The organism is Rhodococcus ruber, assembly GCF_027270735.1.
Lineage (GTDB): Bacteria > Actinomycetota > Actinomycetes > Mycobacteriales > Mycobacteriaceae > Rhodococcoides > Rhodococcoides rubrum_A.
This window is the reverse complement of the sequence record NZ_JAPWIJ010000002.1, coordinates 306511-329104: the sequence shown is the minus strand read 5'-3', so window position 1 is coordinate 329104 and position 22594 is coordinate 306511. Positions and strand designations below refer to the sequence as shown.

20 protein-coding genes are annotated in these 22594 nt (G+C 64.6%); 6 read left to right on the top strand and 14 right to left on the bottom strand.

Translation table 11 applies throughout. The features are described 5' to 3' along the window. Together O4220_RS05230 and O4220_RS05225 are read right to left on the bottom strand one after the other, a co-directional pair. Entirely contained in the window at nt 1–366 is a 366-nt protein-coding gene (locus tag O4220_RS05230; protein WP_269602583.1) for a CrcB family protein, read from the bottom strand. Then, nucleotides 363–758 (bottom strand): fluoride efflux transporter FluC, encoded by a 396-nt coding sequence (locus O4220_RS05225; protein WP_269602582.1) that lies wholly within the window; start codon nt 756–758, stop codon nt 363–365. The genes O4220_RS05230 and O4220_RS05225 overlap by 4 nt, the downstream gene beginning before the upstream one ends. Nucleotides 759–883: 125 nt before the next feature. Here O4220_RS05225 and O4220_RS05220 point away from each other — a divergent pair, with 125 nt between their 5' ends. Genes O4220_RS05220 through O4220_RS05210 form a run of 3 tightly spaced genes read left to right on the top strand, consistent with a single transcriptional unit; the run spans nt 884 to nt 3514 of the window. After that, complete coding sequence (locus O4220_RS05220) at nt 884–1219, top strand: STAS domain-containing protein (protein ID WP_420030329.1); 336 nt, start codon at nt 884–886, stop codon at nt 1217–1219. 21 nt (nt 1220–1240) lie between these two features. Continuing rightward, on the top strand, nt 1241–1705 hold the full coding sequence (locus tag O4220_RS05215; protein ID WP_269602581.1) for an ATP-binding protein: 465 nt from the start codon (nt 1241–1243) through the stop codon (nt 1703–1705). 21 nt (nt 1706–1726) lie between these two features. Beyond that, complete coding sequence (locus tag O4220_RS05210) at nt 1727–3514, top strand: ABC transporter ATP-binding protein (protein ID WP_269602580.1); 1788 nt, start codon at nt 1727–1729, stop codon at nt 3512–3514. Nucleotides 3515–3518: 4 nt separating this feature from the next. On the opposite strand, the gene O4220_RS05205 is transcribed toward O4220_RS05210, so the two are convergent. Together O4220_RS05205 and O4220_RS05200 are read right to left on the bottom strand one after the other, a co-directional pair. Continuing rightward, the gene (locus O4220_RS05205) at nt 3519–3890 is read right to left on the bottom strand and encodes a hypothetical protein (RefSeq protein ID WP_269602579.1); all 372 of its coding nucleotides are present in this window, start codon (nt 3888–3890) and stop codon (nt 3519–3521) included. Between the two features lie 93 nt (nt 3891–3983). Beyond that, nucleotides 3984–4490, bottom strand: a complete 507-nt coding sequence (locus O4220_RS05200; RefSeq protein WP_269602577.1) for a low molecular weight phosphatase family protein — start codon at nt 4488–4490, stop codon at nt 3984–3986. A 153-nt stretch (nt 4491–4643) separates the two neighbouring features. Between O4220_RS05200 and O4220_RS05195 the strand changes: the two genes are divergently transcribed. Continuing rightward, nucleotides 4644–5996, top strand: coding sequence for an Hsp70 family protein (locus O4220_RS05195; protein WP_269602576.1), 1353 nt, complete (start codon nt 4644–4646; stop codon nt 5994–5996). Between the two features lie 23 nt (nt 5997–6019). Here O4220_RS05195 and O4220_RS05190 read toward each other — a convergent pair whose 3' ends face one another. After that, nucleotides 6020–6958, bottom strand: coding sequence for an endonuclease/exonuclease/phosphatase family protein (locus tag O4220_RS05190; RefSeq protein WP_269602575.1), 939 nt, complete (start codon nt 6956–6958; stop codon nt 6020–6022). Nucleotides 6959–7315: 357 nt separating this feature from the next. Here O4220_RS05190 and O4220_RS05185 point away from each other — a divergent pair, with 357 nt between their 5' ends. Next, nucleotides 7316–8320 carry a DUF1839 family protein gene (locus O4220_RS05185; protein WP_269602574.1) on the top strand — a complete coding sequence of 335 codons (1005 nt, stop codon included), beginning with the start codon at nt 7316–7318 and terminating at the stop codon, nt 8318–8320. After that, entirely contained in the window at nt 8317–10740 is a 2424-nt protein-coding gene (locus tag O4220_RS05180) for a glycoside hydrolase family 2 protein (protein WP_269602572.1), read from the top strand. Before O4220_RS05185 ends, O4220_RS05180 begins: the two co-directional genes overlap by 4 nt. 57 nt (nt 10741–10797) lie before the next feature. On the opposite strand, the gene O4220_RS05175 is transcribed toward O4220_RS05180, so the two are convergent. The 9 genes from O4220_RS05175 to O4220_RS05135 all read right to left on the bottom strand — a co-directional run bounded on the left by O4220_RS05175 (nt 10798) and on the right by O4220_RS05135 (nt 22560). Next, nucleotides 10798–11760: a glycosyltransferase family 2 protein gene (locus O4220_RS05175; protein WP_269602571.1), complete on the bottom strand. Its 963-nt coding sequence runs from the start codon at nt 11758–11760 to the stop codon at nt 10798–10800. After that, nucleotides 11757–12614 carry a glycosyltransferase family 2 protein gene (locus O4220_RS05170; protein ID WP_269602570.1) on the bottom strand — a complete coding sequence of 286 codons (858 nt, stop codon included), beginning with the start codon at nt 12612–12614 and terminating at the stop codon, nt 11757–11759. Before O4220_RS05170 ends, O4220_RS05175 begins: the two co-directional genes overlap by 4 nt. A 212-nt stretch (nt 12615–12826) precedes the next feature. Further along, nucleotides 12827–15010, bottom strand: coding sequence for a hypothetical protein (locus O4220_RS05165; protein WP_269602569.1), 2184 nt, complete (start codon nt 15008–15010; stop codon nt 12827–12829). After that, nucleotides 14994–16268, bottom strand: coding sequence for a glycosyltransferase family 2 protein (locus O4220_RS05160; protein WP_269602568.1), 1275 nt, complete (start codon nt 16266–16268; stop codon nt 14994–14996). Before O4220_RS05160 ends, O4220_RS05165 begins: the two co-directional genes overlap by 17 nt. A 41-nt stretch (nt 16269–16309) precedes the next feature. Then, entirely contained in the window at nt 16310–17146 is an 837-nt protein-coding gene (locus O4220_RS05155) for a glycoside hydrolase family 16 protein (protein WP_269602567.1), read from the bottom strand. Nucleotides 17147–17205: 59 nt separating this feature from the next. Beyond that, entirely contained in the window at nt 17206–17919 is a 714-nt protein-coding gene (locus tag O4220_RS05150) for a DUF998 domain-containing protein (RefSeq protein ID WP_269602566.1), read from the bottom strand. After that, nucleotides 17916–19244, bottom strand: coding sequence for a hypothetical protein (locus tag O4220_RS05145; RefSeq protein ID WP_269602565.1), 1329 nt, complete (start codon nt 19242–19244; stop codon nt 17916–17918). The genes O4220_RS05150 and O4220_RS05145 overlap by 4 nt, the downstream gene beginning before the upstream one ends. Next, nucleotides 19241–20791 carry a lipopolysaccharide biosynthesis protein gene (locus tag O4220_RS05140; RefSeq protein ID WP_269602564.1) on the bottom strand — a complete coding sequence of 517 codons (1551 nt, stop codon included), beginning with the start codon at nt 20789–20791 and terminating at the stop codon, nt 19241–19243. The genes O4220_RS05145 and O4220_RS05140 overlap by 4 nt, the downstream gene beginning before the upstream one ends. Then, nucleotides 20788–22560: a hypothetical protein gene (locus O4220_RS05135; protein ID WP_269602563.1), complete on the bottom strand. Its 1773-nt coding sequence runs from the start codon at nt 22558–22560 to the stop codon at nt 20788–20790. Before O4220_RS05135 ends, O4220_RS05140 begins: the two co-directional genes overlap by 4 nt. Between the last annotated feature and the right edge of the window lie 34 nt (nt 22561–22594).

Here is a 22594-nt window from a genome sequence, read left to right as displayed (position 1 = left end):
TCAGACGATCTTGTAGTAGAGCGTGACGCCCGACTTCCAGGCCAGGAATCCGAACATCGCCGCTGCAATCCCTCCCACGACATTGGCGGCGAAAAAGGTTGCCGCGCTCCGATACCGCCGCTGTCGGGCGAGTCCGATCGTGACCGATGCCAATGCCGCCATCGGAGCCACCGAGGCCAGGAAGCCGACACCGACCACAGATCGGAGAGCGTCCGGTGGATCGATTGCGAACACCAACCCCAGCGCTGCGCACGCCATGAGATTCAGCGCGGACAACCTGCGGCGAGATGTGATCGCGAACGAGAACACGAACTGGAGAAGTGCCGCCAGCGCGCCCCCGACGGCCACGAGAAGGATGGTTGTCATCGGCTGCTCGGTCTTGTTACAGCGGCACCGATGGCCATGGCGATCAACGCAATGACAGGTGTGGCCACGAGGTACACCACCGAGTTCCATGCACCGCGGTGCGTCACCGCCTGCAGCGCGTACAGGCTGAATGTGGTGAACCCGCATGCCAGCCCGAACACTCCCGCGCGGGCAATCGGGGCCGATCGTCCCGACAGATAACCCAGGGCGGCCCCGACGACGAGGCAGCCGAACACATCGACGCCGAACGTGCTCATCAACAGCCATCGCGGCGTGACTCGCCACGTCCAGACCTCGTACCGCATGGCCGCACCGACCGCACCGCCGACGGTGACCGCGAGGTACTCACCGATCGATCGACGACGGTCCGATCCCTGCAGTCCCTCGATCACCGAAGCGAGCCTAATGGGAGTCGAGCCACTCGGCCGATCGGAAGAAAGTGGGCCGGGGTGTGCCAGGGTAAAGTCGCCGTGTGACTGTGGACGACATGGGCCTCGGGCCCCAGCACTTCGATGTGATCGTGGAATGGCGTGATCGGGATGTGGTTCTGGCCGTGTCCGGTGAACTGGATCTGGTGACTGCTCCCGACTTGTCCGAGTCGGTTGCTCTCGTGCTCGAGAAGTCGCCGACGGCGGTGGTGATCGATCTCAGCAACGTGGGATTTCTCGCGTCCGCCGGCATGTCTCTGCTGGCGTCCACCCATCAGCAACTCGGCAGCGAGGCGGGGTTCGCGGTGGTCGCAGAGGGTCCGGCCACCGGTCGGCCACTCACGCTGGTCGGTCTGGACGAGGTCTTCGGTATCTATGCAACGGTTGACGAAGCTTTCGTTGCACTTCGTAAGGGTAGATCCTGAACTTTTGGGTAGACGGGACTCATGATGGCGACACTCTCCGGAGGTGACGACTCACGTTCCGACAGTTCGATCTCGACGGCAGGCACGCGAATGAAAGAACTGGTGTTCACCGGCGAGCCTGCTGACGCTGATCGTGCGTCGGCAATTCGTCGTGAGCTCGGTGAGTGGTTGGACAGCGTGGGCGTCGATCCGGATCGGGCTTACGACGTGGTGTTGGCGACCTACGAGGCAATAGCGAACAGCGTCGAGCACGCGTATCGGGATCATGCCGACCGTGGAACTCTCGACATCCGCGTGCTGTGGGCCGCGGAAGGTCGGATCGACGTGAAGGTGATCGACCGCGGGGATTGGGCGTCGCACAACTCCGACCCCAATCGAGGACGTGGAGTCCCGCTGATGCGGGCCCTGGCCGACAGTGCGGCGGTCACCTCGGATCAGAACGGCACGACGGTACACATGATCTGGGACGCAGCCCGAACTACCTGATGTCTCCGGCACACTGGTGGCATGGTCGACATTCAGCTTGCTACAGCGGAGAAGAAGAAGATCACTCTCCCCAACCTTCGCGTGCTGTGGCACTTCGTTCGACCGCACAGTCGCACCCTTGCGCTCGGGATGACCCTCGGTCTGATCGGAACAGGTGCCGCTCTGGCGACGCCCCTGGTCGCGAAGGGAGTGCTCGACGGCCTCGGCATGGATGCCTCGCTGATCGAGCCGATTCTGTTGCTCGTGGGTTTGCTCGTCGTGGGGTCGGTGGTGCTGTATCTCCAGTGGATCGTGCTGGGGGTGCTGGCCGAACGGATAGTTCTCGACGCCCGCAAGTCCATCGTCCGCAAATATTTCGGAGCCACTGTCGGCAGTCTCGGCACGCGGCCCACCGGAGAGCTCGTCACCAGAGTCACGTCCGACACCGTATTGCTGCGTGAGGCAACGTCGCATGCTCTGGTGAACATCGTCAACAGTGTCGTGGGTTTGGTGGGCGCACTGATTCTGATGGCAGTTCTCGATCTGGTTCTGCTCGGTGCGATCGCGACGGCCATCATCGCGATCGCGGTCCTGTTCTCACGTTTGATGCCGCCGATTGCCGTGGCGCAGCGGCAGTCTCAAGAAGCGGTGGGTCGTCTGGGCGGAATTCTGGACGGCACGTTGCGGGCAATCCGCACCGTCAAGTCGAGCCGGGCCGAGACCCGCGAATCGGAGCGGGTGATCTCCGAGGCACGCACCTCCGCTCAGCACAGTGTGCGAGCGGTGAAGATCTCGGCACTGGCGTGGACTTTCGCCGGCGGCGGTGTTCAACTGGCCATCATCGGGATCCTCGGTCTCGGCGGCTATCGAGTCAGCACCGGAGCGCTCGCGGTGTCGAGTCTGATTGCGTTCCTGCTGTACGCATTTCAGGTGATGGGCCCGGTCCAGACCTTGGCCACCAACATCACCGCGTTGCAGGCCGGAATGGCGGCGGCTGCGCGTATCCGCCAGATAGACGATCTGGTCACCGAGGTGGGCGTGGAAGGTTCGGCGCACTCGGCGAGCACCGACTCCGTAGCACCCGCACTCGAATTTCGTAGCGTCACAGCGCGATACGCACCCGGTCGAGAACCCGCCGTGCACGGTATCGACCTCGAGGTGCCGGCACGTGGGCACACGGCGATCGTCGGCCCATCCGGTGCAGGCAAGACGAGTGTGTTCTCGTTGATCCTGCGTTTCCTGACGCCCGAGAGCGGTGAGATCCGGCTCGGTGGTACCTCGTACGAACACCTGACCATCGACGAGGTGCGATCCCGACTGTCCTACGTGGAGCAGGAGACGCCGGTGATCCCCGGTTCGATCCGAGACAACCTGCTGTTCAGCCATCCCGAGGCCAGCGAGGCCGACATCTGGACGGCACTCGAGTCGGTACACCTGGGTTCGACCATCCGTGCGCTGGACGACGGTTTGGACACCGACCTGATTGGCTCGACCGTTTCCGGCGGTCAGCGTCAACGAATTGCGTTGGCGCGCGCCATCGTTCGCCGGCCCGAGATTCTTCTGCTCGACGAGGCCACCGCGCAGGTGGACGGTCGCACCGAGGCGGCCATTCACGAGGTCATCCGGGCCATTGCGTCCGAGGCCGCCGTGGTCACCATCGCGCACCGGCTCTCCACCGTGCTCGATGCCGACACGATCCTGGTGATGGAGGACGGAGTTGTCCGCGCTCGGGGCACTCACGAGGAACTGATGAACTCCGATTCGCTGTACCGAGAACTGGTGGCGGCGTTGCGAATCGGCGACTCCACCGCGCTGCCGACCCCGAGCTGAGCAGCTAGCGTCCGGAACCGGATTCCGTGGTGGTGGTCTCGTCGTCCGACTCTTCCTCGGACGTCGTGGTCGTTCGGTCGGCACCGGTCGTACGACGCGAGCTCCGCGTCGTCGTCTCGGAACGGCTCGGAGTGGTCGTCGTGGGACGAGCGGTGGTGGGCACCGCAACCTGCCACGTTGGGGACGGGGGCACAACGACGATGGTCGAGCTCGGCGACGCCACGACCGAGCTCAGGTTGTCCGACTTCAGTGCGGGCGGACGCACCGTCTGATTCGTGTCGTCGAACGCGCCGCCCAGAGCACCGATGGTCAATCCGACGGCGATGGCCACACCCGCGCTCGCCACTGCTGCCAACGCGATGACCTTGTCGCGCATGCACAGACCCTAACGCCGTGGCCGAACCCGGATGGTCGGCAATGATGCGAGAACGTTACCTCAGCGTGCGAGGCAGTGAGGGATGGACGTTCGTTACGGCGTCAACCGCAGTACCGCGGGCAACGCCTCCGCGATCAGTTCTCCGGCCAGCTCGTACTCCGAGGCCTCGCGGCGGTATGGATCTCCGACGTCCAGAGTGTCGACCCGATGCACCGCCCGCGCATCCGCGAGAGCCGCGATCGACTGCGCGCCCGACGCAGCGGCCAGGCCGGATGCTTCGAGGAGGGTGAACGTACGACGCATCTGCCGCGGTGCCAGGGCCAGAACGGTATCGCGATGGGCCGCCGTCATCGTCAGGACCAGGTCCGCGTCGGCCGCGATCGCGGGTGTGAGGCGTCGGGCAACAAAACCGTCGGGATCGCCGCCGAGCTGAGTGAGCACCATCGCGGCCGTCGGGTCCATCGCGTGACCGGTCAAACCCTGGGTTCCGGCGCTGCTCGCGGTCAGGTCGAACCCGCCTTCGTGGGCGAATGCGGCAGCGAGTCGCTCGGCCGTCGGAGATCGGCAGATGTTCCCGGTGCAGACGAACAGAACGCGCATGCGGCAACTGTAATGGTGTCGTCGACGCGAGATGTCGCGTCCACTGGGGCCCGGTCGCGGGACGCGCTACAGTGTGCCTTTGGGGGGATCGAGACTGGTTCGTGACATCGGGTCTCGGCGTGTGTTCACGGGGAAATCGACAAGAGGCGGGTAATGACCGAAGTTCTCGGTGTGTCGGTGGGGGCCAGCGCGGTGCGCATGGCTCGCCCTGACGTGCGCCCGCAGAATTCGGGTCGTCTGGGCTTTCACCACGACACCGTCGACGCCTACTGGGATCGCGCCGAGGAGTTGGCGGCCGAGTCGATCGGGGTCGTGCTGTCGCAATCGGGCGACGGCGGTCCCGTGCAGGCGACCGGAGTCGCGTACCGCGACCAGCAGCAGTTCGGTGAGATCCAGCAGGCGATGGCGAGTCAGCGGCTCTACAACTATCGGCTGGTGCCCGAGGCGCGTGCAGCGTTGCAGTACCTGGAGGCGTCGGGCGAACTGGGCCACTTCGGCACGATCGGGCTCTACGACCTCGGCAGCTCCGGGTTGACGATCAGCGTCATCGACCGCGGCACCGGCCAGGTACTGCTCGCCGAGCGCACCATCGACATCAGCGGTGACGACTTCGATCGGCTGATCTCGGACAACCAGCTCGCCAAGCAAGGTGTCGACATTGCCGACAACCAGGAACTGAGCCAGTTCACCGCGCGGTGCCGCGTGGCGAAGGAGCAGCTGTCGACCAGTGGCGCGGTGTGCCTGCCGGGCGACGGTGGCGTCATTCTGATCTCACGCGAGGCGTTCGAGTCGCTGGTGACCGTTCCGATCGAGTACTCGGCGCGATTGGTGCGCGACGTCATCGGACGGTCGCCCAAACACGTCGACGCTCTCGTCCTCATCGGCGGCGGAGCACGTATTCCGCTGGTGGAGTCGATTCTGAGCGCGTGGATCGGCCTTCCGGTCATCACCCCCGCAGACCCGGAATCCGTCGCCGCCCGCGGTGCGGCACTGCTGGCGACTCCGGTTGCCGACACGCCGCGTCAGGCCACTCCGGCCCCAGGAGTTCGGCAGTCGGCGTCCGAGCCCTCATCGTTGTCCGGAGCTCCGGATTGGTTGAGCCCCGAACCCGTGACCGACAAGCCGACCGACTCCAAGCGAAAGGTCCGCGGCGCGGTACTCGTCGCGGGCGGTCTCGTTGCCGTCGCCGCGCTCGGGTTGTCTCTCGGGTACGGCGGCGGTTCGACGCAGCCGACGAGCGCTCCAGCGGAAACGACTGCTCCGATCACCGCGGTGCCCACCACGCCGAGAACGACGGTCCCGCCCACCAGTGCGCCGCCCACCACCACAGTGCCGCCCACGACCGAGGCCGCGCAGGCCCCGGCGCGCACCTACTCCGAGCCGGAATACGTTCCGCCCGCTGCACCCGCACCCGCCCCGCCGCCGCTGATCCCCGGCCTGCCGCAGATTCAGCTGCCACAGATCCAGTTGCCGCCGCCGCCGGTATTCCAGTTGCCGCGCTTCTAGCCTGCCGTCGGCGGTGGCCCGGCTCAGGGCAGCTGTAAGACGGCGAGAACCGCCAGGTGATCGCTCTCGGGGATCGCGAGCGGCTGGACCGACTGGGCACGAACGTTCTCGCTCGTCACCACATGATCCAGGCGTGCCAGCGGTCGCTCAGATGGAAACGTGCGGAACAGGCCCGCGCCCGCTGCGTCGGCCGCGTCGGAGAACGGGGACGCCGCCAACGTTCGGAACTGCCGGTGATCGTCGGTGGCGTTGAAGTCGCCGGCAACGATTGTGGTGTCCTGGTAGGTCTCCATGATCGACCGCATCCTGGCCAGGTCGGCATCCCATTCGGCGGTGTGCCGGGGCGTTGCCGGCGACATCGCATGGAACGAGACGAGGGTCAGATCCTGCCCGTCGACAGTTGTTCGTGCCTGAACCGGCACGAAGCCGAAGTTGTCGAGACGGGTGCCCGCGGTCAGTGGGGTGCGACTCCACAGGCCGGTGCCGTCGGCCACCGGCAGAGCCGCGGTGAAGGAGAATGGGAGTAGTTCGTCGATACCCGCCGACTGCAGATCGGTCACTTCCTCGGGCGTCAGTTCCTGGACGGCCAGGATGTCGACGTCGTTGTCACGTACGGCATCGACGATGGCCGCAGCGTCTGCGTCCCCGTGTGCCACGTTGACGGTCAACACCGACAGCTCGGGGCCGGAGTTGTTCGGCCCGTCGGCCAGGAACATCGGGACCTGCACTCCGACGACCGCGATGCTGAGCACCACGGCGACTGCCGACCCGACGCGGGCGCGGGCAGCGGCGAACAGGATCACTGCGGCGAGCGAGGCCGCGCCCAGATATGGAGCCCCGACCACCAACGCGACAAAGGTGATCTCGGTCACTCCGATTTGCCGGACGAGGAACATTCCGAGGGCGACGGCGACCAGAGCCCAGCCGACGACCTGCGCTGCGGTGCGAATGAACCGGCGCATCGCCGTGGTGCCTCCTATTGCGTGCCCGAGTTGGGCATGGATGTGTCCTGTGTTGTCTACACTCGGCATGTGCCCAGCTCAGAGCCGATATGCAAGTGCCGTCACGAACAAGCTGCGCACCGTCATTACCGGCGTGGAACCGACTGTTCGCTGTGCGATTGCCAGCGTTTCCGGGGGCCGATACCGCTTCTGTCGAGATGGTGGCCCAGAAGGTAATACGCCGAGCGAAAACAATCCTACCGTCCGATCCTGTGCGAAAAATAAATCCAGTCGATAGGATTAGGGGCCTGGATACAGGCAATACGGACAAATGCGGCTCGGGGACCGTCCGACATTCGATCCGGTAGGAGAGGCTTCATGTCGAACGATGCAGTGCTGGACAGGCTCGGAACTGGACTGCGGGTCCTCGAGCTCGACCCCATCACGTACCGACCGCACCCGATTCACAACCACGACCGCATCTGGACCGAAACCAACTGTTACGTCGATCTCTGGATCGAAGTCCTGCATTCTCTCGGCGCGGATCCCACTCCCGCTCTGGCGTTCGTGCTCAGTGCCGGGTGCGACGGCCGGCAATGGGACTTCGTGAAGATCATCCCCGAGGACCTGCGCACCCTGTACGGCATCGATGTGGCCGAGATGAACGTGTGGCGGCCCGTGCTCGAGCATGTGGTCGAGGGCCTGGACGACGGCATCCACGTGACCGTCGAAGTCGACGGTTTCTGGCTGCCCGACACCGCGGGCACGAGCTACCGAAACCAGCACACCAAGACCACCATCGTGCCGAACCTCGTCAACCGCGAGGACAAGGTGATGGGGTACTTCCACAACCGCGGCTACTTCGACCTCACCGGGGCCGACTTCGACGGGATATTCAACCTCGCCCCCGAACCACATGCCGAGGTGTTGTTGCCCTACGTCGAGCAAGTCCGAGTGGACTCCGCGGTACTCGATGCCGGATTCGGTGATCGAGACCTCGACGTCGCTCGGGCGCACCTGGCACGTCGGGCACCGGGGAATCCGGTCGATGCATTGGCGCGGCGCATCGTGGCCGATATTCCTCTCGTCCAAACCGCCGGGCCCGATGCATTCCACCTGTGGTCGTTCGGACTGCTTCGTCAGTTCGGAGCCACCGCAGAGCTCGCGGCGAACTACGCGGAATACCTCGAGGGCCGCGGTGCGACGGGTGCTGCTGCAGCCGCGCCACACTTCCGCGATGCTGCCTCCGGTGCCAAAGCCGTGCAATTCCGCATGGCACGCGCTGCACGTGGCCGGGACGTCGTGCTCGACGAGCCTCTGATCGAGATGAGCAAGAATTGGATGGCGGCCATGGATCTCGTTGCAGGTGCCGTGGGCACGTGATCGATCTGCTCGACGGCGTTCGGTGGCGGCTGGCCCGAACCGACGCCGGTTCCGTTCTCGACCCCGATGACCTACCCGCCGATCTCGACTGGACCGACGCGGAGGTGCCCGGCACGGTGGCGTCGGCCCTCGGCGCGTCGCGTGCTGCAGTGAACCCGGATGATCACGACTGGTGGTTCGTCGCCGACGTCTCCACCGCCGACCACCGCCGGGTGCGAGTGACGTTCGGGGGCATCGCAACTCGGGCCCAGATCTGGATCGACGGCAACCACCACCGAACGGTGACGTCGATGTTCGTTCCCGAGATCGTCGATCTGACCGAGTGCGGCCCCACAGTCCGTATTGCCCTGCACGTCGAATCGCTTGCTGCGCAGCTGAAGTCCCGACGTCCGCGAGGGCGATGGCGATCGTCGTTGATCGCAGCCCAGGGTCTTCGTCACGAGCGCACCACGATGCTCGGCCGGGCGCCCGTGTACGGTCCGCTGCCGATCGCCGTCGGACCGTGGCGTCCGGTGTCGATGACGCCGATTCCCGACGTTCGTCGCATCGAACTGTCGACGGCGGTTTCCGGCTCCGACGGCATGGTGGTTCTGCGCGCCGAGCTGGATTCGCCGCGAGACGCTCGAATTCTGATCGACGACACCGTGTCTTCGGTTCACACAGTCGAGCTCGGCACGGTGGCGCACATCGATTCGACTCTCACGCTGCCCAAGGTCGAACTGTGGTGGCCGCACACACACGGCCGACCGCGAACGTACCGGGTCGCGGTCGAGATCGACGGCACCGTTCATCCCATGGGGGTCGTCGGGTTTCGTACGGTGGAGCTGGACCGCACTGCGGGCGGCGCGCAACTCGTGGTGAACGGTGAGGACGTGTTCTGCCGAGGTGGAACGTGGACGCCCTTGAATCCGGTGCGGTTGTGGTCCTCGGAGGCAGACCTGCGTGCCGCGCTCGAACAGCTCCGAACCGCGGGTCTGAACATGGTCCGCGTGGTGGGCACCTTGGTGTACGAGCAGCCCGAATTCTGGTCGCTGTGTGCAGAACTGGGCATCATGGTGTGGCAGGACATCATGTTCGGCACCGTCGACCCGCCCACGGACGAGACCTTCACAGCGTCTGTCACCCGCGAGCTCGATGCCTTGGCCGATACCGTATCGGCGAACCCCGCGCTGATGGTCGTCAGCGGCGGAAGCGAGACTCAGCAGCAACCGACGATGCTGGGGCTTGCCTCCGAGGGCCAGCGAATGGATATGTTGGACAGCGTAGTTCCAGGTTTTCTGGCAGATCGCCTGCCCGCGGTGGCGTATGTGACATCGAGCCCGTCCAGTGCGCAGGGCCAATTGCACACTCATGTGGGTGACGGTATCGCCCACTACTTCGGTGTCGGCGGGTATCTCCGCCCGCTGTCCGATATCCGAACTGCCGGTGTACGTTTCGCGGCAGAATGTCTCGCGTTTGCCGTGCCCCCGGAACGAGGGTCGGTGGACAGGTTCTTCGGGTCCGCAGCAGTGGCCGGCCACCACCCGGAGTGGAAAGCTGCCGTTCCACGCGATCGGGGCTCGTCCTGGGATTTCGAGGATGTGCGAGATCATTACGTGCGCAGCATTTTCGGAGTCGATCCGCATCTCGTTCGCCGGGACGACGCCGAGTTGTATCTGGATTACGGCAGGGCCGCGACGGTCGAAGCGTTCACCGAAGCGTTCGGCCACTGGCGTCGGGCATCCTCGGGGTGCGCCGGTGCGCTGGTGCTCACGTTGCGGGATACGGTTCCCGGTGCAGGCTGGGGCATAGTCGATACCGCCGGTGTGCCGAAAGCACCGTTCTACGCCTTGGCGCGGGCGAGCGCGCCGATGGCACTACTGCTGTCCGACAACGGACTCGACGGTTACTCGGTGGAATTGGTCAACGACGGCCCGGCGTGCACGGGGACGATTCGAGTGGTGCTACACGCTTTTCGGGGCAGTCACGAATTCGAGCAGCCGGTGAAGGTGGGCACGAACTCCTCGGTCGCGCTGACGGTGGACTCCATCGTCGGCACGTTCACCGACGTCAATCATGCTTACCGCTTCGGCCGTCGAACCTACTCCGCCGTCACCGCCGCATTCCTGGACGCCAGTGGGGTGGAGCTGGCGCGAACCACCGTCCTCGTCGGCCCGCAGACCCGTCAGAACTCTGTGGGGCTGTCTGCCGAGGTTGTCGAGTCACATTCCGGAACATGGGAATTGACGGTGCGATCCGAGTGGGCGGCGCAGTATGTCTGCGTGGATATCGACAATTTCCGGGTATCCGACTCGTGGTTCCACCTGGCACCGAACGAACCCCGTACGTTGACTCTCGTCGGTAGTGGAGCGAGTGCACCGCGTGGGCATGTGCGTGCGCTGAATTCGGTGGAGCGGGCCTCGGTGATTCCTGGGTCGTGAGCGGAAACTCGTAGTGGGCTACGAATTCAGTCCATGGCCCAAGCCGCGCACGTGCCGCTAGCGGCTCGTGCTGAGTTTCCCTCGGGCATAGCCGATTCCGGCCGCGCCGACACTTGCCACCACGGCCATCGCACCCCAGGCGCGCATGGGATTGCCGCGGGCAGCGGCACTGGTCTCCCGGCCGACTGCGCGAGGCAGGATCTTTGCGGTGTAGGCACGCTCCGAGGACAGGGCGTCCTCGGACCCGATCAAACGGGCGATGGCTGCCTTCGAGACACCCTCGGCGTAGCTGCGCGTGATGAGGTAGCGCGGACGAGTGCGGTCTGCGCTGACCGTGTGATCGACGACGATCGAGGGATCGAACACGATCTGTGCGTCGGGATGCGTCTGACGGAGACGGATACACAGTTCCGTTTCTTCGCAGCCGAGCGGAACCCGACCGATTCGGCCGATGCCGGAGACGAATCCGCCGAGTGCAACGACCGGTTCACGGCGGAACGACATGTTCGCGCCCATGAGATTGCGGACCTGAGCGGTTTCCGTCGGCTGCCCGCGGTAGGTGCACCCGACGACCCAATCGAGTTCGCCGGGTTCACCCACTACCTCGGCCGGTAAGAAGGCCGGACGTTTGTCCGGCCATACCGGGTATGCAGAGCCCCCAACGGCGTACACGGCATCGTCCGAGTAATGGGACAGAATGGCACCGAGCCACCCTGTGGTGCGCGGTGACGCGTCGTCGTCCAGGAAGACGACGATGTCGCCGGTAGCGAGATCCAGCGAGGTGTTGCGCGCACCGGACAAGCCGCGCGGGTGGTTGTTCTCCACCACGTTCACGGTGTCGTGCAGCGGCAAGAACTCCTCGCGTGCGCGATCGGCCAGTTGTGCGTTGTGATCGATGACGACGATCAATTCGTCGGCCGGGACGACCTGATCGAGGACGGCGCGCACGGCGGCCCGAAGCTCGGACCACCGAGCCAACGTGTATGCGCAGATGACGACCGAGGAAGTCGGCAGACTCACGCCGTTCTCTCGCGAAGTTCGAGAACCTCGTTGTACGACTCCAGGGCCTCGAACTCGAGATCCATGTCGGTACGGGCGTCGATCGACTCACGCAGCGGACGGACGATGGACTTGCGCTTGATCCGTCGTGCCCGCATGCGCTCGGTCATCAGGGTGCGCAGCACTCGGAAGCCGTCGGAGAAGGTGCGTAGGTTGCTCTGACCGTAGATACGAGCAAGCTCGACACTCGGCACCTCTTCGATACGCACGGAGGCCTCGGCGAAGCGGCAGTTGATGATGGTCTCGATCTCGAACCCGTCGCCCCAGAGCATCATGCCCTCGGCACCCGGCTGGTCGACGGTGGGCAGATCCAGGACCGGCACCAGGTCGCGCCAGAAGGCGTTGTATCCGTAGCAGAGATCGGAGAAGCGGGTTCCGAAGAGTGTGTTGGCGACGAGGTGCAGACCACCGTTGCCGGCGCGACGCAGCGGCGTGATGTCGTGGCTGCCGCCACCTTCGCAGAACCGGCTGCCCTTGGCGAAGTCGGCACCGGCGATCAGTGCATCGACGAACCGCGGGATTTCGGCGGCGTCGGCCGAACCGTCGGCGTCGAACATGACGATGATGTCGCCGGTGGCAGCTTCGAAGCCACAGGCGAGCGCATTCCCCTTGCCCTTGCGGGTCTGCTTGATGATGCGGATGTCGCCGCGGATCTCGCGGGCGGCATCGATGGTGCCGTCGACGGACCCGCCGTCGACGAGCACGAGCTCGTAGTCGTGCGAGAGCAGGGGGAGGACATGGCGAAGGTTCGCGGCCTCGTTGAGCGTCGGGATGACGACACTGACGCGGGGATTCTGACGATTCAACATATCCATTCCACATGGGTCGAGTGCGATGGGCAGATGTCTCCGAACTCCGTGAAACGACCCCCGCCGCATCCACAGAACAGCTTCCGAACGTCCGTTGTCGACGGTGAGAACCTGTTTCCTTTGACTGATAGCAAGCTTAAAAGAAGCTAGGAGTTTGTCAAGCTGCAAACAAACCAACTGGAAGATTGTTTGGAGATGTGCGTCATAGTTTGGATTTTTCAGGTCGGGTCGTGCTCGAAGACCACGATGTCAGCGTCCTCCCACTTGACTGCCCAGTCCGAGTTCTCCCTCAGCCAGCCTTGAAATCTGTCCGCAGCGGAGTCGGCGGCGTATCCGTAGTAGTGGACCGTTTCCATCGACTGTCGGGTGAGCACGATGTACGTCGGTTCAGCGCTCGAGCGCGCCTGAGCGTCGAGCTCGGCTACCTGATCCCGCGTGGGGAACTCGAGCAGATACCCCGGCCCGATGGAGTCCAGGGAGATGTGGAAGTAGCTGTTGGTCTCGTTCAGTCGGACGTAATCGGCCGTCATGTGCGTTGGGAAGCCGGCCGGAAAAATCGTGATGACGGTGGTTCCGTCAGGGGCCGCTGAGATTATGCGCTCGGTCTGTTCTATCTGCGCCGCAGTTTCCTGAACGATCGGCCATCTGCCGTAGTAGCCCTGCAGACTGAGCAAGCCGGTCGCGACGACGAAGAGAGTCGACAGTGCGACGAGAGCCGATCGCAGCAGCGGTTGTCGGACCCGCGGCGCATGTGGAATGCGGGCGAGGGTGAACCGGCCGTCCAACGCGTCGACGACCACCGGGGCGATGAGAATTGCGCACCCTGCTGTGGCGTACAGATACACCCGGAAGATCGCCTCGCCGCCGTAGCTCTGGCCGCCGAGAAGTCCGATCGAGCCGAATGCCATCACCGCCGGTGCCCAGAACGTTGTCCTCCTCCGCCATGCGTACAGGACGGCGAGGCCGGACATCATGTACACGGCCAGGAAGGTTGCTTGGCTGGCCAGTGTGGTCACTTTGTAGCCGAACACCCCGACTGTCTGGACGTTGCTCTCGGCGTTGGCAACCGGATCGAATCCTTGGAACAGTCCGTACGGGGCAACGATCGCGAGTCGAGGGAACAAATACCCCAGAAGGATGACCGCGAGAGGGATCATCAGCCACCACGGCTTCGCGCGCTTGGTCACCAACAGCACGCCCGCGACGCCGAACAACCAGTACGGCGTCAACTGATGCGTCGCCACGCACCCGGCGAACGGGATCAGCGCCAGATAGGCGGCCCGTCGGTCCACCGTGGATGTCATCAACAAACCGAGAAATCCGAAGGCGAGAACGAGACCCCAGGCCTGAGGCGAGTAGTAGTCCTGGCCGACCCAGTTCACCAACTCGCCGACCATCGCAGCGGTGATCGCCGTGCGGCGGTTCAGCGTCATCACCCGCGCGAGACCGTAGATGGTCACCGCGATCAGGACGTGAATCATCGGCGCGAACACGTGTGCGATGCCCAGGGTGCCGAACCCGGTGATGTGGGTGAACCACGCCGACACGACGAAGAAACTCGGCCACTCGCTGTAGATGCTGACGCCGTTGGGGGGCAGTGCGGAGAACTTCAGGATGTATTCGGTGACTCCGACATGCTTGTACGTCCACTCGTAGATCGGCACATCGGTCACCAGCGTCACGGTCAGACGTTGAACCGCCATCGCCATTGCTACGGCCAGTGCGGCACTGGTCACCTGCCATCGTCGAATGGCGATGAGGAATGCCGCGAGCGTGAGCGCCATGCAGATCACCAGAACCGGACCCGTCCCCGAGACGAGCAGCCCGAACTGCGAATACTGCGCAGTGCGCAACCCGGGAAGGGCGGGCAGCCACAGGACCAAGGCCAGCGCGAGCAGCAGTAGCGGAAGATGCTTGCGGAGGGTGGCGCGGTCGTTCAGTACGGCGAAGGCAGCTCGAACGGTGAGGCGAACGTGCTGCTTACCGGTGCTCGTTCGGATGCGGTGCAGCCATGCGGACCGGCTCGGAAACCCGTTCTTGCGGTACCACTGAATGGACGAGCCGATCATCAGGATGCACAGCAACAACGTCATTCGCCGTGGCGACCACCGGTAGCTCCACATGGCTCCGGTGGTCATCACCGTCATGACAGCGATGCTCAACGTCGGCACTGCGGACAATCGTGCGACCCGGGGGAGATCGACCCAGGTCAGAATGGCTACACCGGGGCCGCAGAACAGCAGGACGGAAGCGAGGATCGCACGGAGGAAGGTCGGTAGTTCGACCATCGACAGCACACCCGCGAGCGCGGCGAGTACCGAGGCGTCGGCCATCGTGAGTCGGGGACGATCGGTCCCGACCCTGTCGAGCTCGACCCGGGGCGGCCTATGTCGGTCGAGCATCGCGATTCACTCCTGTCAGTGGCCGACGCATGCGGCCCCCACGGCGGCTCCTTCGTAGTGCCATCGGCCCTCTGAAAATCGACAGTAGCTCCATCCGCCCGATACCGGCCGGAAGGTCGTCGGCGAGATCGCTCGGAGGCGACGCCACCTTGCTCATTTTCAGCGACAACCGTGCTGCGCTTCCTGCCTTCGCGACGACTACTCTCGCGGCCAGCGTGGCGGCGCGGCGGTCGGTAGCGACGGTGGCCAGCCATGCGCCGAGCCCGAGACCGTAGCCCCTGGCCTGGACTGCCAGTGCATCGGAATCTGCCCGGTGGCGATGCCAGACGATCGCACCCGGCTCGTACACCAACTGATCACCCGCCATCAGAATCCTGAAGAAGATGTCCAGATCCTCACCACCGTTGGTGGGCGAACCGACTCCCAGTGATTCGTCGAAGCCGCCGAGATCGAACATCCGGCTGCGCCGCACCGCGAAGTTCGCGCCGGTGCCGTACATGCCTACCTGGAATGGAAACAGAGGGACATCGGCAGGCGGTTCGGCGAGATCGTAGACGCGGGGCGTCACCGAACTCGCCCAACCGACCCGGCGATCGAAGTAGGCCTGTGCCCGAGTTCTGATTTCGCCACTGGGGACGATTCCCGAGACACACGTGACCTTGTTCGCGCGCCCGAATCCACGCACGAGGGCGGTAAGCCAGAACGGATCGACCGCGACGTCGTCGTCGGTGAACGCAACGTGTTCGTGGTGAGCCGCGCGGATGCCGGTGTTTCGAGCCCGGCTGAGCCCGGGGATCGGCTCTCGGACGATCCGTACCCTCGAATCGTCGATGCCCTCGACGTAGGTGACGGTGTCTGCCGTGGTCGACGCGTTGTCGACGACGACCACCTCGAAGTCGGGATAGTCGATGGCCAGTACCGACGCCAGTGCTCCGCGCAGATGGTCGACGCGATCGCGTGTGCAGATGACGATCGTCACCGCGGGTAGATCGGACGGGGGTACCGCGTCTGCGGGCGGCTGGAGTTCGGCAGCCGAGGCACGGAGCTCGGCGGTGCTCACGGTTCCGTTCTCGATGGCCAGTTCCACGAAACCTATGGGATCGAGGCCGTATCGCGCGAGCAGTCGGGCCCGTGCGTACCCGTCGGCGTCCGCCAGAGGAAGCGCATCGGGGTGCTCGAGGGCGAGGTCGATGCTGCCGATCCACAGCGCGCCCTGCCACTCGGGATGGTCGAGCCGGGGAAGTGCTGGGTTGAGCACGGAAATCCTTTCGCAGACAACAAGTTCGAGAATGAAAATGGTCAGTCGGACCGTGTTCTCACCCAGTCGACCGACATGGTCGCAGGAAGCGCGACCGACTCGGTCGAGTCCGATTGCGTCGACCCCACACGGAGATCGAACTGCATACGGAAGGGTGCGTCGAACACCCAATTCTCGCCACCGCCACCGAGATCGTCAGGGGTGGACCGATGAATGACCGTGCTGTCGATTCCGGTGGTGACGACTCCGGGACGTCGCTCTATCCAGTAGACGTGGTAACCGTCCGACGACGGCAGCGGCATGATGCTCGTGGACGACAGAGCCTCCGCGGCGCTGCTGATGCCCGACCTGAAGTCGCCGTCGCCGGTCGGCTCCACGGCATCGATCGTTCCTACCGGCTCGCCCGTCGCCCCGAGCTCGGTGCTGATCAGACGGAACGTCGGGTACAGCAGGTCGCCGGCAGGCAATTGAATCCGTGCCTCGACACGTCCGAAGGTGAACGCACTCGTGCTCGTCACCTCTGCCGAGGTGACACCGTCGGCGGTACGCAACGCCGTGATGGACATTCGCCCCTGGCCGTCGACCGACGCGTTCTCCTGCGACGTGGAGTACCGAGCGGCACCGTCGTCGACGACGCTCGAATCGTCCGGTCGAGAGGACCACAGGTTCGGATCCACTCGCTGACCGGCAGGCCCGGTGAACGCGTCGTAGACGGTGGTTGCGTCCACTCCGATCGGGGCGATCCGGGGCGCGTCGACCACTCTGGATTGTGCGAAGGCAACAAAACCCACGGTGATCCCGCCCACCAGAACGAACACCGCCCCCGCGACCGGCCACCTGCGACGCGGGGGCGTCGACTGGACATAGGTACCGGGCATACGGCCGACCTCCACCGTGGAGGAGGATCTCTGCTGTGGCCGAGGCCGGCTGTGCTGACTCAACTGATCTGCCCGGTGACGGACGCACCGAGCAGTTGCTCGTTGTCCGCGACGCGGGCGGATCGGCGCCGCGGTACCCGCGTCGCCTGAAACAGTGCAGCCGTGAGGATCACCATGCCGGCGATCACCGAGTACGCGACGATCCGCTCGAGCGCGCCGATACCCATTCCGAACTGGTGGCCGCCCATGTACATGAAGTACGCAAGCAGGCCGAGTGATCCGAGGGCGGTCACGGCGTACCGGTGTGGACGCGGAACCAGACGCCCGCCCGCGGCGAACACGAGAGCAACGTTGGCGGTGACGAACAGTACTGCCGCGCCGAACGAGTGGAGTTGGTAATTGACTGCCTCACTGATCGATCCCGCGGTGACGCCGCCGATCCCGGAAACGACGAAGAATGCTGTGCTCCGAATATCGAGCACACCGAGCGCGAACCACGACACAGCCGCCACCGCGAGTGAGACACCGAGTACGACGATGGACACGTTGGCGGCCACGTACATACTGCTGCACGGCAAGTACCCGTTGGGTCCGCAGAACGGCACGCCGAGTTCGCTGATGTAGTTGAAGCGGTAGCTGTAATTGCCGCGCCAGGTGGCCGAGACGACCCACTCGACGACGAGAAACTGCACCACGAACAATCCTGCCCACCGTCCGATGCGCGCCCACAACTGTGGCGGCCGAGGCGGCGACTCCGGGGGCGATGCGGTCATGAGGGGGTCTCCTGTGCATTCAATAGATCGAGGGGGTTCGAGGTGAACGAATCGAGTGCAGCTTCGACGGTTGCAGCATCGAAAACGTTGTCGTGGAACGACGCCGAAATGTACATGACGCTGCCGAGTTGCTGGGTGGTGATCACGATGGACTCCGGCCTGGCCGGTTCGCTGAGACCGTAGAAGACTCGATCCGCCTCACCCGGGGACCACGAGACTCTCTCGAGGTTCTGCACTCGTCCGAGATCGGAGAAAATCAGTTCGGCGCTCGGATCGGTGCTGACGCTGTCTGCCACGGCAGTGCCCGGTGTGTTCCCGGAGCGCCGATACTTGACCGAGCTCAGCGTCGCTGCGGCGATCGGTCTGCCCTTGTCGATCGCCGACGTCAACGCGAACTGCAGCTGGGCCCGTGACGTGGGGTCGGTCGACGGAAAGTCGAGACCCGCAGCGAAGTTGCCGAGAACGACGGCATCGGTCGGTAGGTAGCGGCGGCAGTCGAAGAGAAACGTCACCGATTTCGCCAACCGAATTCCCGATCTGGTCAACGAGGTTGCCACGGCGGTCGACACGATGGCCGCGACCGAAGCGCTCTCACCGACCTCGTTGCGCCACTGTCGAATTCGATCTACGAAGCCCGCCGTCGACGAGGACACCGCCACGGTCGGTGACCTTCGCCATGGCGTCGTGTTGCCCTCGGGTGCGGGGCCGACGTTCCCGTGCGGGGTAGGCGCGACGAAGGCCCCGGCCTTACGCGGGCGAATTCGCCCGTACACCATGTCGAGGACCTTGCGGGGGTGCGATACGACCCACGACGCCAAGGTCGGCAACAAGGGATGGGACGTCACGGTCTGCGACGCCCACTGCGGAAGGGGGACATCCGGGCGCGGATCGGCAAGGTAGCCCAGGATCTCGAGGGGGAGCACCGCGTCGCAGAGACCATGCGAGATGTCGAGAAGCAAGTAGTCGCCTGCCAGGCGAGCGCGGAACGGGTTTTCGGCCGACCACGTGCGAGAGAGGTCGGTCAGTACGCGGTTCAGTTCGGAGAGTGGGAACGCCGGGATTTCCGTCACGTCCTCGTCGATCAGGTCCGGTCGGTACGCCCATCGGCGTGATCGAGGAGTTGCGCGCAGACCGAGTCGAGCGGCGGGGCCGAGTGAGGCCAGCGTGCGCAGCCTCTGCTTCACACGGCCGATACCGCCGAAATCTGCCGGACCGAGCGCGACGATGACTCTGGTCTCCGACCGCAGCATGTCCAAGGAACTGGCGTGGCTGTCGTCTCGGCGCCTGACGCGGTCGACAGTGGTGGAGAGCAACAGTGGGTTCACGACTTCCCTCCCGTGGACACTCGAACGTGGGTCGGCACGACGGCGTGCTCGGCAAACGGTGACGCATGCTGTGCCGGACGGTTTCTCGACATCTCTCGTATCCATCGCACGAGCGGAACGATCAGCACCGCAGCCCCGAACGCTTCTGCTGCGAGGTAGGCCCACCCGACAGCAGCGATGCCGAGCGACGACGACAGAGCAAGGGATCCGACGATGATGATCGAGGTGGCGACCACCTGCACGATCACTGCCAGACGCATGCGCCTTCGCACTCGCGCCAAGCCGTCGTACAGCGAACCGATGACCGACAGCGGAATTGTCAGCGCGGCGAGTTGGACGATGATGGTGCCTTGATCGCGGTAGCCCTGCCCGACGATTCCGAGACCGTACGGTGCGATGAACGCGAGAAAGAACGAGCCCCCCAGCGCAACCAGGCACACGAGAGTCATGAATCTCTTGGTCAGATTGTGGAACTGTTCCGGATGAGCAGCCACCTCGGCGACGTACGGCCCGATCAAGACGCCGATGAGAATGTACAACGCACTCACGATGGACCAGGTCAGTGAGAAGTATGCGTTCTCGACCGTGCCGAGGGTGGTCACGACGATCATCGGGACCAGCAGGGGCGCAAGCGAACCGAGAGCAGTGATTCCGTACGCCGAGCCGAAGTAGGACCACAACTCACGACGAGGCGGCAGGTTCGGCTCGTTCGCGTACCGCCGTTCCTCACGAATGTTCTTCAGAATGGCTCGGAGGACGAAGACGGAGGCGACCACGGCGGGAAGCGCCCACGCCGAAATGATCGAAGTGCTTCTCTCCGTCGCGAACAGGGCCAACAGCAAGCCGAATTTCACGACCGCGTGGAACACGTTCTTTGCTGCCGCCCAGCGCGCCACGCCGAGACCCGAGGAAGTCTGATCCTGCAGCGCGAACACTGCCAGGATTGCCACGAAGATCGGAAACGACACCACTTCTGCAGTGTTGGTGAACATCTTGTCGACGGGAGCGACCACCAGAAAGCCGCATCCGAGAATCAATGCGAACGCCGTGATGAGTAGGTATCCGCGGATGACGAGGGATTTGGCCAGATGCCCCGATATGGGAAGGAACCGCTCGTACATCGACCCCAAGCTCAGGTTGGACAGCGTCGAGAGCATCACCGCAGACGTGATCACAGCCGACGCGCTACCGACCTCGGAGACGGGGTAGAGGCGTCCGGCGGCCGCCCAGAACAGCAGCCCCAGCACGCCGGTCACGGCGGTCGAGACCATCAGCGCAAGCGAATTGAGAGCCAGGTTGCGATCGGATTGCTTCCCGACGCCGTCCTGGTTCGGGACCGAACGCGGTGACCGATCGTGGTCGGACGCGGGCGGGCCCGGCGAGGTGACGATCGAGATGGGCGTCGTCGGACTGTGCATCAGTCCCTGGGTCAGGCGGCCCGCCTGTACCAAACCCACATCGAATCGTGCAGGTTCGACCGGGTACCACCGAAGTCGATCGAGATGCTCGTGCTTCGGCGGCGGCAGTTTCGGTGCGCGATGCTTCACAGCAGTACTCGGTCCACCACGGTCGGAGGTGGTGGTGCGACGAGGTCGAGCTCGAAGGCATCCGCCACAGTCGAAATGAGGTCGGCACGAACGTTTTCGCGAAGATCACGCCCGTAGAGGGAATGGTCGCCGGCGGCGAAGGCTTTGACGGTGGTGGTGATTCCGCGCTTGCGCATTCTGTCGATACCCTCGGGGCCGCGGTTGGCGACGAACCACTCGAGATCGGACGGAGACAACAGAACCGTGGTGCTCACGTTCTTGCGGGCCAGCTCTCGAAGCGAGATCTCCGGGACCTGAATGAGCCCCAGCTTCCCCAGTGCCAGCCAGGCCGAGTACGGCAGCCGCGACTGCATGCGCGCCTTGATCTTCACGCCCCACTCGTGGAGGCGGTCCAACGCGGCACCGGTACGGTCCGGTCGAGTGTTCGTCATCGACGAGCGCTTGACGAACTCGAGACGGCGGGTGGTCCAGTCCAGCGTGTTCAGCAGAATCGCGCTGTTGGTGCCCTTCTCGCGCGCAGCGAAGCTCGAATACCATGAGCCCGAGCACATTCCTGTGACCACGATGTTCGCTGGATCGCTACCTGCGTGTTCGACGGCGGTGAGCGCGTCTGCGTTTCCCTCCGGACTGTAGAGCTTGGTCAGTTCGTCGTCTGCGACTGCGCCACTCTCGCCGGTGCCGCGCCGATCGAAGCGCACTGTCGCGATCCCGAACCTGGGGAGCAGCCGGGCCAATTCCACCCACATGCGCACCGGACCGACGCGGTGCTCGTTCGCGGTGGGGTAGAAGACCACTGTCGGACCACCGGGCAGGCATCGATCGGAGGAGGAACGAACCGCGAAAAGTTGCTGCACTCCGAGGAATTCGATGCCCTCGTGAATTCCGTCGACTACGAAGCGGTGTCGACACCGCACGTCGATATCGTAGGCGGGCGTCATCGGGAACTTCGACGCCGTCCAGGCGGCGAGGTGGGTGATGTCGGCGGCCGGGATGATGACCTCGAAGTCGCTGGGCTCGAGGAAATCCTCGTGAGCGGACAACGTGTGCTCGTCGGCCGCGAGTGCGTCGACGAGTTTGCGTACCGGCTTCGAGTCACCTCGCTCGGCGCGCGTGGCGACCAGCACCGGTGCGTCGGTCGTCGTCTTCGCGGCGTCGAGTGCGGCGAAGTCTGCGGCCGAGTCAGGGTGCAGCACAGCACCGATGATCGACACTCGTCGATCGGCGTCGGAATCGGTGGTGACGCTGACCGAATACAGTGCGCGTTGCTCGTGTAGGTACGACCGGCCTCTTACGACCGGATCCCACAGCGTCAACGCAGCGAGCGGACCGCACTCGGCGGCGACGGAACTCGCCAGGAGCGCACCGACTCGCAGGCCGACCAGTCCGACCTCGCCCACCCCGCAACCGCGGACGTAGGTGACGGCGTCGAGGATGCTGCGCTGCCAGTGCCCGATTGCGCCGGGCTGATCCTGGTCACCCCACGAATCTCCGGTGCCGCGATAGTCGAATCGCAACACGAGAAGGCCCTGTGCACATAGCTTCTGCGCCAACAGAGTCATGCCGCGGTACGAGTCGACCTGCTCCTTGCCCAGCGGCGGGCACAGGACGACGCCACCGCGAGCCCGGCCACCGGACGGCACGTGGACGGTGCCGAACAGAGGTGAGTCGGACGGGCCGAACCACGTCGGGTACTTGCCACCCGCGGTACGCGAGGAGGACTCGGCGGGAACGGAGCCGATGCGCCGAGGAGCGGTGCGGGAACTGTTCACTTCAATTGGTCCTTCTACGTACACGGGTGAAACG